The following is a 16,252-nucleotide window of genomic DNA, read 5'->3' on the forward strand; positions in this document are numbered from 1 at the left end:
GTTGCGCATCATCTGGCAACTCAACTGATGTGCTCGTGAGCATTGGCCGCATGGGTGCCATCCATGCAGACGTCAGTTCTTGCAAGAACAGCCGGGGAACCGCTGACGGCGGCAGTGCCGACACCCCATCGACTCGTGCACCTCACCGTCGCGTCCACCTCGACCTGGGTCCCGATCATCCAAGTCAGGCAGGTTTGGTGACGATCTCGTGCTGCACCTGCCAGGATCCCGGAAGCCAGTACGACGATCGAATCGCTGCCGGGAGGATGCACATCGGCCACCTTCATCGCGGGGTCGAGAAACTCTTCGAGGTCCGCGACTACCGGCAGATCCCCATGCTGGCATCGCGACACGACTGGCACGCTCCCTTCATCGGGGAAGCAGGAGCCGCCATGGCAATTGAGAAAGCCCTGGGCATTGATGCACCACCTCGGGCAATGCATGTGCGCACCATTCTCATCGAGTTCTCTCGGATGACGAGTCATCTGGCATTCCTCAGCTGGCTCCCTTGGCGCGTCGCAGATTTCTCGTGCAGTGGACGAGTACACCACCTACTCGATACTGCACATGACCTCTGGGAGGGCTTCTGCGGCAATCGCATCCACCCGATGACGTGCAGAATTGGTGGAACGGCTCATGACGTCACCCCTGTCTTCACAGCTTCTCTGAATACTTGGTGTGTGCATGCAGCTGCGCTGTCCGATGAACTACGCTCCCTGCTGAATGGTCCCGCCGGTGCATGCACGCGCGGGGTGGCGGTGATTCCTGCCGACGCCGTGACCTCGTTCGGCCTGTCGGGTCCGGTGGCTCGGGCAAGCGGCGTGCCGATGGATCTGCGCTGCCCGAACGCGGCGAGGAGACGCACATCCCGATCCGAGACCACGACATCGTGGCGGGCAGAGGATTCCCGGGACGCCCCGAGACATCTGGCCTATGACCAGGTGAACTTCCCGGTGGTGGATGCCCCCACAGAGGGGGATGCCCACAGCCGGCTGTCGTGGCTGTGCGCCGAGGTGCGCCAGTCCGCGGATCTGGTCACGACATTGCTGCAGAGCCTTCCGGATGGAGAGCTGGCGACTCGACTGCCAACGACGCTCAAGGTACCGGCGGGGCGCGTCTGGTCGCGGCTGGAGGCCCCGTGGGGACGGGCCGGCTATCTGCTCGACTCTCGCGGCACCACGTCGCCGTGGCGCCTGGCCCTGCGTACCCCCACCTTCGCCAATGTCCAGGTGCTGGAACACCTGCTGCCCACGCTCAGCGTCGAACAGCTGGAACCGGCAGTCGCCTCCCTGGGATGGACGCTGGGCGACCTCGACAAGTAGTGGACAGAGAAGGCCCCCGGAGGATCTCCGGGGGCCTTGAAAGCTCAGTGTGCGGTGACGGCCATCACGCCTGGCGACGCTCGGCCACGTCGTCCTCGTCCAGGTTTGGGAACGCGACACGGGACAGATCGACGATCGTCGAATCATTGCTCGCGGTCCAGATGTCACCAGCCGTGGGAACCCCGGCATCAGTGACGGTACGGGCGTGGGAACCTTCGAAGGCCTTGGCCATCTCGGTGTCGAGCTGGGTCTCCAGGGCGACGATCCGTTCCTGCAGCTCGCGGACACGCTTGTTGCCCTCGGCAACCTTGTACTGCAGAGCGGCCTTGTCGCCACGCAGGGTCATCATCTCGTTCTCGGCCCGATCAAGCTTGGAGCGGGTGGTCGCCAGAGTCTCGGAGAGAGCGCCGACACGCTGGGCAAAGGTGTCGATCATCTCCATGGACTCCGCGTGGTGACGTCGTTCCATCTCCGCACTCTGGTGACGCATGTCACGCAGCTCGACGAAGTGCGCCTCGCGCAGGCTGTTGACCTCACGCAGGGCGAGATCCGTGGACACCCATGCCGCGGCAAGGGCAATGAGCGTTCCGACGCGAGCCATCCACACCGATGGGAACACCGCGCACGCCACCGCAACGACAGTGGCCACGATCAGGAGGATGAGCACATTACGACGTTCCGGCGTCGCGCTCTTACCTCTCTTGGATTCTACCTTTTTCTGCACACCACTCACGTGTACCATCGTACAGGGTTTTTCTCGTATGAACAGAGCGAATTCCATTGCCTGAAGCTCGCATTCAGGTATCCTTCCCGTCCGGGTCCTTCGGCACCCGGCAGGCCTTCTCCAGTTGCCATCCCGACACGCTGAGCAGGGCACACACGACGACCGTCACCGATCCCATGACGACCCGCTGGCGTGGCGAGGGAATGTCCAGATGCGCAATGTTCGCCAGGACGTAGACGATGCTCGCCCCACCCAGAGCGGCCCCGGTGAGCACGAGTGCCTTGCCCAAGGCCAGACTGACCAGTCCCTCGGTGGGTGAGACCTCCCGTTTCTCGTCGGCAACCTTGGCTGCCAACAGACGGGAGTCGACCCACACCGCCACCGCGATGACGGCCAGGATGATCGGTGTACTCATGGGCAACACCGGCACGATCGAGTCCGTCACGGTGTAGATGCTCAACACGAACCATCCCAGCACTGCGCCGCTGAGCAGCGCGACCCACACCTGCCGGCTGGTGGTGGGGGTGAGGTTGCCGTGCGGCGGTGGGGTCTCGTGGTGATCGGGCCAGTTCTGGGGAAGTTCACGGGTCATGGCAGCGTGACTTTCTCATCGGTACGAACAACTCCCGAGACGTCCATCTGGTCGACGATCCGGCACACTGGGCCATGACCGACGAGACTAGCCTGCGGGTCGACCTCCAACCATGGCATCAGCACGAAGGCACGTTCGTGGGCACGCGGATGCGGCACCGTGAGTGTGGCGGTGTCGATGACCTCGTCCGAGATGGCGACGATGTCGACATCGATGGTGCGCGGTCCGCCGTCGATGGTACGCACCCGGCCCAGCTCCTGTTCGACGGCATTCGCCCGCTCCAGCAGCCGTTGCGGTGTCACATCGGTCTCGACGACGAGGACGAGATTGTGGAAGTCCGGCTGATCGGTGACCGGGCCCACCGGGGTCGTGCGGTACACCGAGGAGACGTTGACGCCGTCCACCCCAGCAGTGGCGACGAGCAGGTCGACGGCCTGCTGCAGGATCTGCACGCAATCGCCATGCACGGAATCGGCCACGTTGGAGCCAAGGCTGAGCACCACCTGGCGTCGCACGGATCCGAGCCGGGGCGAGCCACCAGTCGAATCGGTGCCTGCTGCGTCGGAGACGTCTGGTCTCGTACCTCGCGGCCCTGACGTCGGTTCTGGGGCGAGGTGGCCAGAACGGCCTGCGTCGGGATCGGTCAATGCGGGATCGGTCACGGTCCTCATCGCCTCCTTCGAATCGTCACGGCCACATCGTCCACGACGACACCGACCGGCGCGTGGGGTTTGTGAACCGTCACCGTCACCTCGTCGAGCAGGTCATGACGCGTCAGACAGTCATCGGCGATGCGTCCGGCGAGGGTCTCGATGAGATTGACAGGTTCGCCCTCGATGACCGCAATCACCCGGGTGGCCACCTCGGCGTAGTTGACGGTACGGGCCAGGTCGTCGCTGGTGGTGTCGATCGGCAGGTGCAGGTCGAGGTCGACGACGAAGGGCTGCGGGTGTGCACGCTCGCTCGCGAGCACCCCGTGGCGTCCCGTTGCCACGATCCCGCGTACCGTGATGTGTCCGTCATCGGTCATGGGCACGAGGTTACCGCGAGTGAGCCATCCACCAGCCGGACGCCGCAAGGCGTGTCAGGAGCCAGATGAGCTCCGAGGCTCAGGACTGGTGCAGCTCGGACGAAACGGCCAACGCACAGCTACCACGGAACACATCCATGCTCCGAGAAACCGTGGTCGTCTGAGTGTCGATCTGGGCATCCTGAGAATCGTGGCGAAACTTGGCGAAGTCGTCGTTCTCATTGGTGTGCAGTGGATCGTCAGTGGCCGCTCATGAGCTTCTCGACACGGGCAGCGCGTGCTTGGTCAACGCTGACGGTGTGATCTCGGGACCACGTGATCTGCACCTCGACAAAGGTCTTCAACACGACGTACAACCCGACCATGCCCAGGACAAGAACATGTGAGAGCCCGTGGACAGACAGGAAGATCATGAGGCCCCAGGCGGCAAAGACGAAGAAGTGCTGGGTGAAGACCCTCCGATCGGCGTCATGTGCAGCCCGCAGATCCTTGGCACGACGCACGTACGGATCAGCCAACGAATCGGTGAACTCTTCGGTGAGATGCCGAAAAACCGCCAACCCCAATGGGACCCAGAAAGCCGTGACGGAGAAGCTGACACCTATCCATACCGCGATCCAGCCGGCCAGACCCAGATGACCCAAGCAGAAGATGAGATCCCTGAAGAAGAAACTGGCCGGGTGCTCAAGAGCACTGTTCAAGGTTGCGTCGTCAACGGTCGCCACCGCGAAGTCGTCACAAATCTTTCGTCCGCCGTGTCGCGACTGCCACCGCAGACGCGCATTGGCCGCCGTGCCACCAACGACGAACATGACGGTCTCAGCCCATGCGAGCAGCAGGACATTTCCCATCGGCCAGTCCAGAGCGAAGCCCCCGACAAGCGTGAACACATTGTAGGCAATGATGATGCTGTAGGTCGTCACATTCGTCCGGGGCATCGGGCCTCCTCGAGGTCACACCTTCATCTCAGTGGATCACCGACGTCTGGAGGATCTTTGCGACCGTCTCGCAGGTGTCCCGGTTGGCCCGTACCTCATGGGTACGCACTGCCCAGGCCCGGTGCAGGGCGCAGTGGGTCGTGATCGCGGCAGTGGCCGCGTCACGCTCAGGTGCTGGGCGCAGCTGGTCACCGTGGGCCAGCAGGGTTCCGAGGAACCGCTTGCGGCTCACCCCCCACAACACTCGCAGGTCGGCAAAGGCCTGCTGGACCCGGTCCGCATGGCGCACCAGTTCCCAGTTCTGTTCCCCTGTCTTGGCAAAGCCGATACCAGGATCGACGATGATCCGTTCCCGTGCGACGCCTGCCGCCACGGCTGCATTAACCCGGGCGCTGAGCTCGGTGATGACGTCCTCCACGGGGTCGTCGTAGTGAACGTGCGACTGCATCGTCGCTGACTGACCACGCCAGTGCATGAGGATGTAGTCGACGCCAGCCGAGGCGACGACGTCGAGGATGCGTGGATCCGCCAGACCACCGGAGACGTCATTGATGATGGTGGCCCCGGCATCGATGGCTTCCTGGGCGACTCGGGAACGCATGGTGTCCACCGAGATGGACAGTGGACGATCCGGATCCCACTCACCGGCCACGTGTGAATCGGTTCCCTGCAAGCCCTCCCGTGGGGCTCCATCCCGATTCGCCAGGGCTCTGACGACGGGAACCACTCGGGCGATCTCGTCGGCCTCACTGGTGCGCTCGGCGCCAGGGCGAGTGGACTCCCCACCGATGTCGAGGATGTCTGCACCCTGGGCAAGCAGATCCCAGGAATGACGAATGGCAACCTTCGGATCGGCCCACAGCCCTCCATCGGAGAAGGAATCCGGGGTGACGTTCACCACACCCATGACAAGGGTACGAGCAGGGTGTGGATTGGTGGCAGTGGGATCAATGGTCAGCACGGTTCTTCAGTCTAGAGCGATTTTCCCCGGGCGGTTTCCACAGTGGCGAAGATCGGATTGACATCATGCACGATGCGCTGTTTAGTAGTGCCGTCTTTGCAGCATGCACCCCTGCACCGTCACGTCAGCCTCATTTGAAGGAGACCGTCATGTCGTGGATCAAGAAGGCTGGCATTGCAGCCATCGCAGTTGTGGCTGCCGTGGCCCCCATGGCCACCATCCATCAGCGTGCTGACGCCATCCCGGGATACTGCAACTATCAGCTGCGCGACGACAACCTCGTCCTCGGGTACTGCAGCGGCAAATCCGGGCAGTTCCGCATGCACCTCGACTGCTCCCTCATGCCCGACCCCACGAGCCGTTGGTACAACGTCGAGGAGATCGGCTCGATCCGGTGCGGATTCGGGGCCAAGCCGCGCAACGTGTACTTCGACCGTCGCTGAGCCAGTACTCCCCAGGAGGTTCAGCACTTGGAGTTCTGAACATCCTGCATACTGCACGGACACCATGCGGACGTGGATTCCGGATTCGTACTGTGACCTCGCGATCACCACGTGCCCGAATACACACTATTCGCCACAGTTCAGGTGCTGCTGGTTGGTCAGCGGGTCACTGGCACCTCGACCGACGAGACCTCAGAACCCACGGCAACCTTGACCTTCCTCACCGTGTCCGGCAACACGGGATAGGCAGCCTGCATGAGATACACCCCATCAGGCTCGATCTTCGGCTCCTCACTACCAACGACGATGGACGAGGTCGAGCCCGGGTAGGAGTCCACCGAGTACTTCACACCCCCCACGGTGTCGATGAGCGACGGAAACTCCTCCGGGTTGACCCAGGTCATCACCTTATCCGGGGTTGGTGAGGTGAGCCAGAACGTCAACACCGTCCCCGTGGGACCAGCCTGCACCGACGCCACATGCACCGTGGCCACCGAACCATCAAGGCGCGGATGAACCTGGAAAGCCGCCACCTCACGGGGAGCAGCAACAGACCCCCTGGCCCGCTCCATCACCCGACGACCAGCAGCCGACTCCCACGCCTGCGCCCGGGCCGAACCCACCACACTGGGCGAACCAGCCGTACTGGGCGCACCCACCGACGCCGACACACTCGGTGACGAAACACTGGGCGACGGCACCGACGAATCAGACGAACCCGACCCGAAGGAACACGCAGACACACCAGCCACCAACACCCCGACAACACCAGCACGCACACACGACAACCTCATCACGACACCCCCTTCACCGTCAGAGTCACCCGCCGATTGAGCCGACGCCCAGCCTCGGTGTCATTGCTCGCCACCGGATCAGCCTCACCCTTGCCATCGGTCACTAACCGAACCCCCTTGGGCAACTGAGGCCCCAACACCTTCGCCACCGCCCCAGCACGCCGACGCGACAGATCCAACCCATGAGAAGCACTACCAAGATTGTCCGTGTACCCAATCACCGAAACCGTGCCAGACACCTTGTGCTCAACCAACTCACGAGCAGCCCGATCAATGACCTTCCCACCAGCCGGCTTGATCACATCGGAATCCTTGTCGAACAACACGTTGGCACTCAGATCAATCTTGGTCTCACCACCCGACACCCGCTCACGACGCGCATCCGAAACCTCACCAGTGGTCGACACCAACGGTTTGACGAACTTCCCGACATCGACCCCCGACAAATCAGCAGGATCAAGCAGAGGCCACCCCACCCCCAACGGCATACCATCGGAACTCCACCGCTGCACCGCCGTCTGCCGGTCAACAGTCGGCGTCAACGGACCATCACCCACCGGCACGTCATGGAAAATCCTGTTGCCCAAGGCCACATCCACCCTCGACACATCAGAGGGAACAGGCGCAGTACTGAACCACCCCAACCTCGAATGACCCACCGGAGTCTGCTCAGGAGCCCCATTGAACCAACCATTGGCACACATCTGACACCGTATGGCATCAGCAATCTCCAGATACACCTTGTGATGCCGCACATCCACAATGGCACCATCACCCTGAAGCTGACCACTGTAATGCGCCTGACCAGCACCTGCACCAACGAGATAGTCGACGAGGAAGATGAAAGGATCATCACCGATCCCCTTCTCCTCCAACCCATGAGCAGACCCATCAACAGTCAAGGAATAATAGACAACACTGGCCTGCGGCAGACGCCGCACCGCATGCAACGCCAGAACCACCGACCCTGGCTCCACACCCCTCCGCTTGGACCGGTCATGAGGACTCAACGCCACCGCATCAACAATCGGCACCGGAACAGGAGAATCCTCCCCAGCCCACGCCGGAGTCACCACAGAACCGAGACCCACAACAAAACTACACAGAAGACCAACTATCCCGATACCACGCACGGTCACGAGTTGACAGTACCAAGCCGGATTCGCCCCGCTGTCGCCAACCCCGGCTCTTTTCCGGGTGTGCCGATCCATCGCAGAGTCAACGTCCGGCGGTGATGAGCCCCATCGCCTCGGCCCGAGTGGCTGGGTCCTTCATGATCCCGCGCACCGCAGAGGTGATCGTCCGGGCACCTGACTTGCGGATGCCGCGCAGCGTCATGCACATGTGCTCGCACTCAACGACGGCCATCACCCCACGGGCGTCCAGGCACGCCATCATGGCATCGGCCACCTGGGTGGTGAGCCGCTCCTGCACCTGTGGACGGTGGGCGTAGGCGTCGACCAGCCGGGCGATCTTGCTCAACCCGGTGACCCGGCCGTTTCGGGCGGGGATGTAGGCCACGTGTGCCACACCGATGAAGGGCAGCAGATGGTGCTCACAGAACGAGTGCACCTCGATGTCGCGCACGAGCACCATCTCGTCATGCGACATGTCGAAGGTGGTGGCCAGGATCTCGGCGGGGTCCTGGCCCATCCCGCTGAACAGTTCGCCAGCCGCCTTCGCCACTCTGGTCGGAGTCTCGCGCAACCCGTCTCGATCCGGGTCCTCACCGATGGCCAGCAGGAACTCACGCACTGCAGCCTGGGCCCGGACGACGTCGACACGGAACTCTGGGGTGGACTCGCTCACCCGATCAATCCTAGGCCACCGACCAGGCGCGCACCGGAGGATCGCCCATGGCTGGAGCAGGCACCGCACCTAGGGGCAGGCGCGCGTGCATGCGCACGTCACCACTCCCGCCACGAGGGCCCTGGCCCCACTCACCGTCCGCAAGTCGGTAGGCACGGTGACCAACACGGTTCCCAACCCCTTGGCACCACTCACCGTCCGGAGTGGTGTCAGGACGATCCACTGGTGGGGTCACCGACGAGGGAAGACGCCACTCAGCGCTCAGGGGGTGGTGTTCCCCGGCGTCTCCTCTGGGCCGCCCCAGGACGGGGGGCGCCAGTCGTGCGGTGGTTCCCAACCACTTGGATCCTCCTGCCCACTGGGGGGCTGCGGAGCCGATCCGGGGGATGTCGGACTGTGCTGACCGGGGTTGGGAGGCAGTTCGCTGTGTCGCGGCCCCGGCGTCACCGGGGCGTCGTCGTCAACTCCCTCGACGGCAGGCGGGGTGACGGGAGGCTGGTCGGAGGGAATGCGCCGGTCCGATCCGGTGAACGCTCCACGCTCGGGCCACCTCTTGAGCGGTTTGAAGATCTCCTCGACCTCCTGCTTGCCCAACGTCTCCTTGCGGAACAGCTGACGCACCAGCTCGTCGAGCACCTCACGGTTGGCGATGAGGCAGTCGAAGGCCTCCTGATGGGCGTTCTCCAGCAGCTCTCGCACCTCGTCGTCGACAATCTTGGCGGTGACATCGGAGTAGTCACGTTGCTGACCGGCCGTCATGCCCAGGAATGGCTCGGAATCCCCCGAGCCCAGCTGGACGGTGCCGATCGCGGCCGACAGACCGTACTGGGTCACCATGGCACGAGCCACCTTGGTGGCCTTCTCGATGTCGTTGGAGGCACCGGTCGACGGGTCGTGGAAGATGAGCTCCTCGGCTGCCCGTCCGCCCATCATGTAGGCCATGGAGTCGAGCAGCTCGCCACGAGTCTGGGAGTACTTGTCGGCATCGGGCATGACCATCGTGTAGCCCAGGGCACGTCCGCGCGGCAGGATGGTGATCTTCTGCACCGGGTCGGTGCCCGGCATCGCGGCGGCGACCAAGGCGTGACCGCCCTCGTGGTAGGCGGTGACGAGACGTTCGTGCTCGTTCATGATCCGCGTCTTCTTCTGCGGACCGGCGATGACGCGATCGATGGCCTCGTCAAGCTCGGCATTGCCGATCACCGGCAGGTTCTCCCGGGCGGTGAGCAGGGCGGCCTCGTTGAGCACATTGGCCAGATCGGCACCCGTCATTCCCGGGGTACGGCAAGCGATCGAGGTGAGGTCGACGTCATTGGCCATCGGCTTGCCCTTGGCATGCACCTGAAGGATCTTGAGACGACCCTCCATGTCGGGGGCCTCCACGGCGATCTGACGATCGAACCGCCCCGGACGCAGCAGGGCCGGGTCGAGGACATCGGGCCGGTTGGTGGCGGCAATGAGGATGACGTTGGTGTTGACGTCGAATCCGTCCATCTCGACGAGCAGCTGGTTGAGGGTCTGCTCACGCTCGTCGTGGCCACCGCCCATGCCGGCACCACGGTGGCGTCCCACCGCGTCGATCTCGTCGATGAAGATGATGGCCGGCGAGGCCTCCTTGGCCTGCTCGAAGAGGTCTCGCACGCGTGAGGCTCCCACGCCAACGAACATCTCGACGAAGTCCGAGCCGGAGATGGAGAAGAACGGCACCCCGGCCTCACCAGCAACTGCCCTTGCCAGCAAGGTCTTGCCGGTACCGGGTGGGCCATAGAGCAACACACCCTTGGGCACCTTGGCGCCAACCCTGCGGAACTTGTCGGACTCGGCGAGGAACTCGCGGATCTCCTGCAGCTCCTCGATGGCCTCCTGGCAGCCGGCAACATCGGCAAAGGTCGTCTTGGGGGTGTCCTTGGCACCCACCTTGGCCTTCGACTTGCCGAATCCCATGACGCCACCGCGACCACCCATGCCCTGGGCAGCGTTGATCATCCAGATGAAGAGGGCAAGGATGATGAGGAACGGTACGACGTTGATGAGCAGTGACTTCCACACGCTCGGACCGGGATTCTCACCCTTCCACTCGTCGACCGTCTTGTCCGCGACGCGCTCGTCGAGCTTCTTGATGAGCTCCTGGCTCTGATCACCGACCCAGTAGGAGCGATACTGCTTGTCGTTCTTGTCGGTGATCCTGATGATCTGGTCGCCGTCGGTCAGGGTGACCTGCTTGAGCTTGGTGTTGCCGTTGATCATGCTCACGGCCTGCGAGGTCGGGATCTCCTCGTAACTGTGCTGGGACCCCACCAATTGCGACACGACGATGACCGCCACGATCGTCAGCAGGACCCAGGGCACCGGGCTGCGCAGGAAACGATGCGAACTTTTCATGAGCACCTACAGGTATCGGAGAGAATACGCCCGGCCACGATACCAGCGCAGCCAAACCGGACCACAGTGTGAGTCCGCCGGCGGTCCAGAGGGTGACGCGGAATCAGGAGTAGACGTGCGGGGCCAGGGTGGCGACGTCGGTGAGATTGCGGTAGTGGCCGGCGTAGTCCAATCCGTACCCGACGACGAACTCGTTGGGAATGTCGAAGCCGACGTACTTGACGTCCACCGACGAGGTGAGGGCAGGCGGCTTGCGGAACATCGCCATGACCTCAAGCGAATTGGGATCACGGGAGCTGAGGTTCTGCAGCAGATAGCTCAGCGTCAGTCCGGTGTCGATGATGTCCTCGACGATGAGGACGTCCTTGCCCTCGATGGACCCGGAAAGATCCTTGAGGATACGCACGACACCGCTGGAGGTGGTGCCCACCCCGTAGGAGGACACTGCCATCCAGTCCATCGTCATGTGACTGTTCATGGACCGGCACAGGTCTGCCAACGTCATGACGGCACCGTTGAGCACCCCGACGAGGACGACCTCGCGGTCCTGGTAGTCGGCATCGATCTGGGCGGCCAGTTCGACCACTCGCTGATGCACCTGCTCCTCGGTGTAGAGGACTTCCTTGATGTCTGAACCCAAGTCTGCTGCGCGCACGGGATCACCTTATCGTTCTCGCGGCGTCCTCACGAGCTCGCCAGCCAGACCAGCTCGCCATGTTCCTTGCGCACGGCTCCACCGGGAAGGTCCACTCGCGCGCCTCCCGGGCCATCCACCAGGCCAAGCACTGCCTGCACGTGTACCCGCAACGGGTGCACGTCACGATGCTCCAACCACGCCTTGACGACGCGGCCTGCCAACCCATCTGGCAACGCGTGGAGCTTCGACACGGGAAGGTTCGCCTCAATGGATGCCCCCGGTGGGAACTGCTCCACGTGCGACTGCTGCTCGTGAGAGGTTCCGCCGCCGGCAAACCACCATGTCACCACGTTGTTCAGGGCCTCGTCGTCGGAGGCGAGCAGCTCGGCACTGCGAGCGAGATTGACGATCGCCCCCTCCCCCAGCACATGAGCGAGCTGCCCCATGAGTTCGGTGCGCACCCGGGAGCGCAGGAAGCTCGGGTCGGCATTCTGGGGGTCGTGCCAGGGCGCCACCTGCCACTCGCGGCAGGCCTGCACGGTCGTGGCACGACGCACCCCGAGCAGCGGATGCCAGAATCGGCCGGATCTGGGGCGCATTCCCGACAACGACCTGGCCCCCGATCCTCTGGCCAGCCCGAGCAGCACTGTCTCGGCCTGGTCGTCAAGGGTGTGGCCAAGCAGCACGGGGCCACCACCGGCATGCTGCAGCAGGGCGGCTCGCCGGGCAGCACGGGCAGCAGCCTCCGGGCCGTTCGGATCACCGGGGTCGACGTGCACCTTCACGATGACGGCTGGCACGTCGTGACCGGCAAGTTGGGCGCGAGCCTGCTGGGAGACCTCGTGTGAGCCGTCCTGCAGCTGATGGTCGACGATCACCGCCCGCACCGAGGTGCCCGTACGTTGCCCGGCCCAGGCTGCGCCAAGTGCCAGCGCCAGGGAGTCCGGCCCACCCGAGCAGCCGACCGTGGCCTCCGGCACGCCGGTGAGAGCGTCCCGCAACGCCTGGGCCACCTGCAGACTTGCCGGGCCGAGTGCCTTGCGTGCCATGCTCACCCGTGGGAGACGGCTGCCGAGGCATGGTCGACCCAGACCTGCCCCTGGTCGACGGGGGCATCGTTGACGATGAGCCCCTCCACCAGGACGCGACCATCGGGGGTACGCACCCAACCCGACAGGGACGCCACCCCGGTGAGTGTGCCGGTCTTGGCGTGCACGAGGCCACGGGCGGGTTTCGTCTCCGGCTGGTCGTAGCGGTACGACAGCCCACCGGTGACCCCGGAGATCGGCACACCGTCGAGCATGGGCTGCATGGCTGGCGTGGCGAGCACCTTCGTCCACACCGTGGCCAGCATCCTGGGACTCACTCGGTTGGAGCGGCTCAGACCGCTGGCGTCGTCGATGACGGCACCGTGCTGCCAGGCACCGAATTCCTTGAGCTTGGCCTGTAGGGCCGCCCGCACCCCGGCAGGATCGGGTTTGCCACCCGTTGCCAGGGCCAACTGGCGGCCCATGACCTCGGTGGCGGAGTTGTCGGAGTGCAGCAGGGCACGGTTGATGATCTCCTCCAGCGGGGCCGAGCGCACCTCGGCGATCTTCGCACCGCTGCCCTTGGTGCGAGCTGGTTTGCCGGTGACCTTGATGCCATTGGCCTTGAGTTGGTCGGCGAACGTCGTCGCAGCCTGGTCGGCCGGGTTGCCGACTCGCACACCGGTGGCCGGGTCCACTCCTTCGTCCACCCACAGTGACGTGATCGTCGTCACTTGGTCGGCGTAGTCCTTGGGCCAAGACGGGTGCCAGGTGGCTCCCCTGAACAGGGAGTCGTCGTAGGAGAGCGTCACCGACGTCGTCCCGGCCTTCCTCAGCGCCGCCGCGGTACGTTTGGCAAGCTGCTCGGTGGAGGCCCAAGAGCCGCCATCCTTACCCGGGGAGCGCTTGAGGTAGGGGTCTCCCCCACCCACCAGGACGATCTTTCCGGGGGCCGGGCTGACGACGGTGGTGGTGAATCGCGTGCCGGCGTCGCGCACGCTGAGCATGCTCGCCATGGTGACGACCTTGAGGTTGGAGGCCGGCATGAGCAGGGTGTCGTCGCCGGCGGCATAGAGCTCCTTGCCGCTGGCAGGGTCGACGACGGCTGCTGCCGTGTGCCCCGGCTTTCCCTTGATGGCGGTGAGTCGCTTGGCCAGGGCAGCAGTGTCGGTGTGCCCGTCAGCCTTCTCGACGGGGGCTGCGTCAATGACGCCGTGCTTCTGAGTGGTTCTGGGCTTCTGGGCGGTTCCGGTGGCCTCCTCCGAGTCTTTCGTCCCATCTGCCGGGACGGCATCGGCACCCGATGGGAGGTGCCGAGAGGCACCCCGTGTGTCCTCGGTGGGCAATTGATTCGGGACGGGCATAGAATGTGCGCAGGTAGCGGTTCCTGAGCCTGTCAGTGCTACGGCAACCAGCAACACCAACAACTTCAGGGGTTGGCCTGCGCGCCGTCGTTGACGTGTGTGTGTCACGTAGAGCCTCCTGAAAACTGCAATACAGTGTGCGCCAGTTCGCACGTCTGAGACAAGAGAGGGTCGACTGTGACCGACGATTTCATGAACATCTTCACGTCTGGCATGCCCGATGCCATGACCTTCGACGTGACGATCGAGATCCCCCGCGGCACCAAGAACAAGTACGAGATGGATCACGAAACCGGTCGGATCCGTTTGGATCGTACCTTGTTCACCTCCACCCAGTACCCCTACGACTATGGATTCATCGAGGGAACCCTGGGTGAGGACGGTGATCCGCTCGATGCCCTGGTGCTGCTGCCCGAGCCGACCTTCCCCGGCTGCCTCATCGAGTGCCGTGCCCTGGCAATGTTCCAGATGCAGGACGAGAATGGCGGTGACGACAAGGTGTTGTGCGTACCGGCCGCGGATCGTCGCCGGGACGGCCTCATCGACATCGACGACGTGTCGAACCTCACCCTCATGGAGATCGAGCACTTCTTCACCGTCTACAAGGATCTGGAACCCGGAAAATCGGTGGAGGGCGCCACGTGGACCGATCGGGCGGAGGCCGAGGCCGAGATCAAGGCATCGACCGAGCGTGCCAAGGGCACACCGTACGAGCATCACAACGTGAACCTGGCCTGAGTTCCCCCACGGCAGCCTGAGCCTAATACGGTGGCCTGTGACCTCATGCGGCACAGCTTGAGCCCCGTGCAGCAGCCTGATCCCACGGGGCAATGAGGGGAGTTGGTGGCAGTCTCACCACCAGCTCTCCTGTCTGCATGTCCACTGCCCAGCACGCCTGCGCCAGACCTCATCGTGCACCGGCCACCCCATCGCTGTCGTTCCCGGCGACGCTCCGTGGAGCGGTGACGGCGGCGCTGGGCACCCTGACCAGAAGGTGACCACTGGCACCAGAACCTGGCTGGTGGGTCCACCGTGAGATGGGTGGGCACGGCCCAGGTGAGGTGACTCCCCCACGTACCACGCCTCGGAGGCTCACCTCAAGAGGGTGTACCCGCTCACCTGATGAGGGCGTACCCACCGGCGGCCACGGCGAGGCACGTCAGGGCCATGCCCACGGCATTGAGCAGTCCAGCCCACACATGACGTCCGGACAGCAACCGCACCGTCTCCACACTGGCAGTGGAGAACGTGGTGAATCCGCCGAGGAAACCAGTACCGAGAATCACCTTGAGATCGGGGTTCGCCCCGTTGACGACGCCCGCCGTCAACGCTCCCAGGACGACCGAGCCGAGCAGGTTGACCACCCACGTCGCCCACGGCATCAGCGTCCTGGCCAGGCCCCGAATCCAGCCGTCCAAGGCAAACCGGCACATGGCACCAAGACCACCCAGAACAGTCATGAGCACGATCGTCACCGCTGACCCCCTCGCAGAGGATGCTGGTCACGAGCCCCGTTCGGACCCTCATTCGACTCGTCCTGTGAGTGTCGGCTCGGCGTGGAGTGGGCAGGCAGGTGACTTGAGGACTCATCGGGGCGCGTCGAAGCGCGATGTCGTCCGCGAGCCGATGCCTCATGGCGGGACGCCGTCCCCACGGTCCGAGCCGCCATGTGGACGCCAACCCATGCCGCCAGCACACCTGCGACGACGCTCACGGCAAGGTAGCTCGCTGCCAGAACGGGACGGTCGCGTCCCAGCAGAACTGTCTCGGTCGCCAGACTGGAGTAGGTGGTGAAGGAACCGCAGAATCCGGTGCCCAGGCACAGTCGCACGAGCCGCCGCCATCCCTCATCGGGCCCGGACCGCGCAAGTCCTTCCAGCAGCCATCCCAGGGCCAGGCATCCCACGAGGTTGACCGTGAACGTGCCCATCGGCCAGTCCCCTGCGTCACCGATGGCAGCGCCGACCCCCCACCGGGCAAGCGTCCCCAGACATCCCCCGAGGAAGACGAGCAGCAGGTACCGCCATTGCCGATGCATCTCGACGGTTCGGGGAGCGACGTGACCCGCAGCAACCTTCGCGACATCGCCTGCTGAATCGGCGGGGACGGTCATGACGCAGCTCCTGACACTGGACGTAGGACGGCGGGGGATGGCGTGGGACAATAGGGGGCCGGGAAGGCCCCGACCAGGACGAGGACCGGCACACTCGCAGTTGAATGCTACTCGT

At 64.1% G+C, this 16,252-nt stretch carries 18 protein-coding genes; 3 read left to right on the forward strand and 15 right to left on the reverse strand.

The features are described from left to right. The first annotated feature begins 50 nt into the window (after positions 1 to 50). The gene (locus tag CKV91_RS01090; RefSeq protein WP_157738700.1) at positions 51 to 1,322 is read left to right on the forward strand and encodes an NADH-quinone oxidoreductase subunit D-related protein; all 1,272 of its coding nucleotides are present in this window, start codon (positions 51 to 53) and stop codon (positions 1,320 to 1,322) included. 64 nt (positions 1,323 to 1,386) lie between these two features. Here the strand turns inward: CKV91_RS01090 and CKV91_RS01095 are convergent, their stop codons facing one another. The 6 genes from CKV91_RS01095 to folP form a co-directional block, all read right to left on the reverse strand. Further along, positions 1,387 to 2,064, reverse strand: coding sequence for a cell division topological specificity factor MinE (locus CKV91_RS01095; RefSeq protein WP_036956993.1), 678 nt, complete (start codon positions 2,062 to 2,064; stop codon positions 1,387 to 1,389). Between the two features lie 55 nt (positions 2,065 to 2,119). Then, on the reverse strand, positions 2,120 to 2,638 hold the full coding sequence (locus CKV91_RS01100) for a DUF3180 domain-containing protein (protein ID WP_021105127.1): 519 nt from the start codon (positions 2,636 to 2,638) through the stop codon (positions 2,120 to 2,122). Continuing rightward, a complete protein-coding gene (gene folK, locus CKV91_RS01105; RefSeq protein ID WP_095140909.1) occupies positions 2,635 to 3,309 on the reverse strand; it encodes a 2-amino-4-hydroxy-6-hydroxymethyldihydropteridine diphosphokinase in 675 nt (224 codons plus the stop codon). The genes CKV91_RS01100 and folK overlap by 4 nt, the downstream gene beginning before the upstream one ends. After that, complete coding sequence (folB, locus tag CKV91_RS01110; protein ID WP_036956994.1) at positions 3,306 to 3,668, reverse strand: dihydroneopterin aldolase; 363 nt, start codon at positions 3,666 to 3,668, stop codon at positions 3,306 to 3,308. The genes folK and folB overlap by 4 nt, the downstream gene beginning before the upstream one ends. Before the next feature lie 239 nt (positions 3,669 to 3,907). Then, positions 3,908 to 4,606: a DUF6498-containing protein gene (locus CKV91_RS01115; RefSeq protein ID WP_065860383.1), complete on the reverse strand. Its 699-nt coding sequence runs from the start codon at positions 4,604 to 4,606 to the stop codon at positions 3,908 to 3,910. 28 nt (positions 4,607 to 4,634) lie between these two features. Beyond that, complete coding sequence (gene folP / locus CKV91_RS01120) at positions 4,635 to 5,513, reverse strand: dihydropteroate synthase (protein WP_411791893.1); 879 nt, start codon at positions 5,511 to 5,513, stop codon at positions 4,635 to 4,637. A gap of 203 nt (positions 5,514 to 5,716) precedes the next feature. Between folP and CKV91_RS01125 the strand changes: the two genes are divergently transcribed. Continuing rightward, positions 5,717 to 6,010: a hypothetical protein gene (locus tag CKV91_RS01125; RefSeq protein ID WP_021104051.1), complete on the forward strand. Its 294-nt coding sequence runs from the start codon at positions 5,717 to 5,719 to the stop codon at positions 6,008 to 6,010. Positions 6,011 to 6,168: 158 nt separating this feature from the next. Here CKV91_RS01125 and CKV91_RS01130 read toward each other — a convergent pair whose 3' ends face one another. The 7 genes from CKV91_RS01130 to dacB form a co-directional block, all read right to left on the reverse strand. Next, positions 6,169 to 6,633: a hypothetical protein gene (locus CKV91_RS01130; RefSeq protein WP_036957017.1), complete on the reverse strand. Its 465-nt coding sequence runs from the start codon at positions 6,631 to 6,633 to the stop codon at positions 6,169 to 6,171. A gap of 170 nt (positions 6,634 to 6,803) precedes the next feature. Further along, complete coding sequence (locus tag CKV91_RS01135) at positions 6,804 to 7,943, reverse strand: OmpA family protein (protein WP_051167238.1); 1,140 nt, start codon at positions 7,941 to 7,943, stop codon at positions 6,804 to 6,806. Between the two features lie 79 nt (positions 7,944 to 8,022). Then, positions 8,023 to 8,613: a GTP cyclohydrolase I FolE gene (folE, locus tag CKV91_RS01140; RefSeq protein ID WP_065860382.1), complete on the reverse strand. Its 591-nt coding sequence runs from the start codon at positions 8,611 to 8,613 to the stop codon at positions 8,023 to 8,025. Positions 8,614 to 8,874: 261 nt separating this feature from the next. After that, positions 8,875 to 10,995 (reverse strand): ATP-dependent zinc metalloprotease FtsH, encoded by a 2,121-nt coding sequence (gene ftsH, locus CKV91_RS01145; protein ID WP_065860552.1) that lies wholly within the window; start codon positions 10,993 to 10,995, stop codon positions 8,875 to 8,877. 103 nt (positions 10,996 to 11,098) lie between these two features. Beyond that, positions 11,099 to 11,650, reverse strand: a complete 552-nt coding sequence (hpt, locus tag CKV91_RS01150) for a hypoxanthine phosphoribosyltransferase (protein ID WP_021104046.1) — start codon at positions 11,648 to 11,650, stop codon at positions 11,099 to 11,101. A 29-nt stretch (positions 11,651 to 11,679) separates the two neighbouring features. Further along, positions 11,680 to 12,681, reverse strand: coding sequence for a tRNA lysidine(34) synthetase TilS (gene tilS / locus CKV91_RS01155; RefSeq protein ID WP_021105132.1), 1,002 nt, complete (start codon positions 12,679 to 12,681; stop codon positions 11,680 to 11,682). A 2-nt stretch (positions 12,682 to 12,683) separates the two neighbouring features. Next, positions 12,684 to 14,024, reverse strand: coding sequence for a D-alanyl-D-alanine carboxypeptidase/D-alanyl-D-alanine endopeptidase (dacB, locus tag CKV91_RS01160; RefSeq protein WP_095140910.1), 1,341 nt, complete (start codon positions 14,022 to 14,024; stop codon positions 12,684 to 12,686). Between the two features lie 177 nt (positions 14,025 to 14,201). Between dacB and CKV91_RS01165 the strand changes: the two genes are divergently transcribed. Beyond that, complete coding sequence (locus tag CKV91_RS01165; RefSeq protein WP_021104042.1) at positions 14,202 to 14,762, forward strand: inorganic diphosphatase; 561 nt, start codon at positions 14,202 to 14,204, stop codon at positions 14,760 to 14,762. Positions 14,763 to 15,139: 377 nt separating this feature from the next. Here the strand turns inward: CKV91_RS01165 and CKV91_RS01170 are convergent, their stop codons facing one another. Together CKV91_RS01170 and CKV91_RS01175 are read right to left on the reverse strand one after the other, a co-directional pair. Next, the gene (locus tag CKV91_RS01170; protein WP_051167236.1) at positions 15,140 to 15,484 is read right to left on the reverse strand and encodes a fluoride efflux transporter FluC; all 345 of its coding nucleotides are present in this window, start codon (positions 15,482 to 15,484) and stop codon (positions 15,140 to 15,142) included. Positions 15,485 to 15,495: 11 nt separating this feature from the next. Beyond that, positions 15,496 to 16,137, reverse strand: a complete 642-nt coding sequence (locus CKV91_RS01175; RefSeq protein WP_021104040.1) for a fluoride efflux transporter FluC — start codon at positions 16,135 to 16,137, stop codon at positions 15,496 to 15,498. Between the last annotated feature and the right edge of the window lie 115 nt (positions 16,138 to 16,252).

The sequence above is a fragment of the Cutibacterium granulosum genome (genome assembly GCF_900186975.1).
Classification (GTDB): domain Bacteria; phylum Actinomycetota; class Actinomycetes; order Propionibacteriales; family Propionibacteriaceae; genus Cutibacterium; species Cutibacterium granulosum.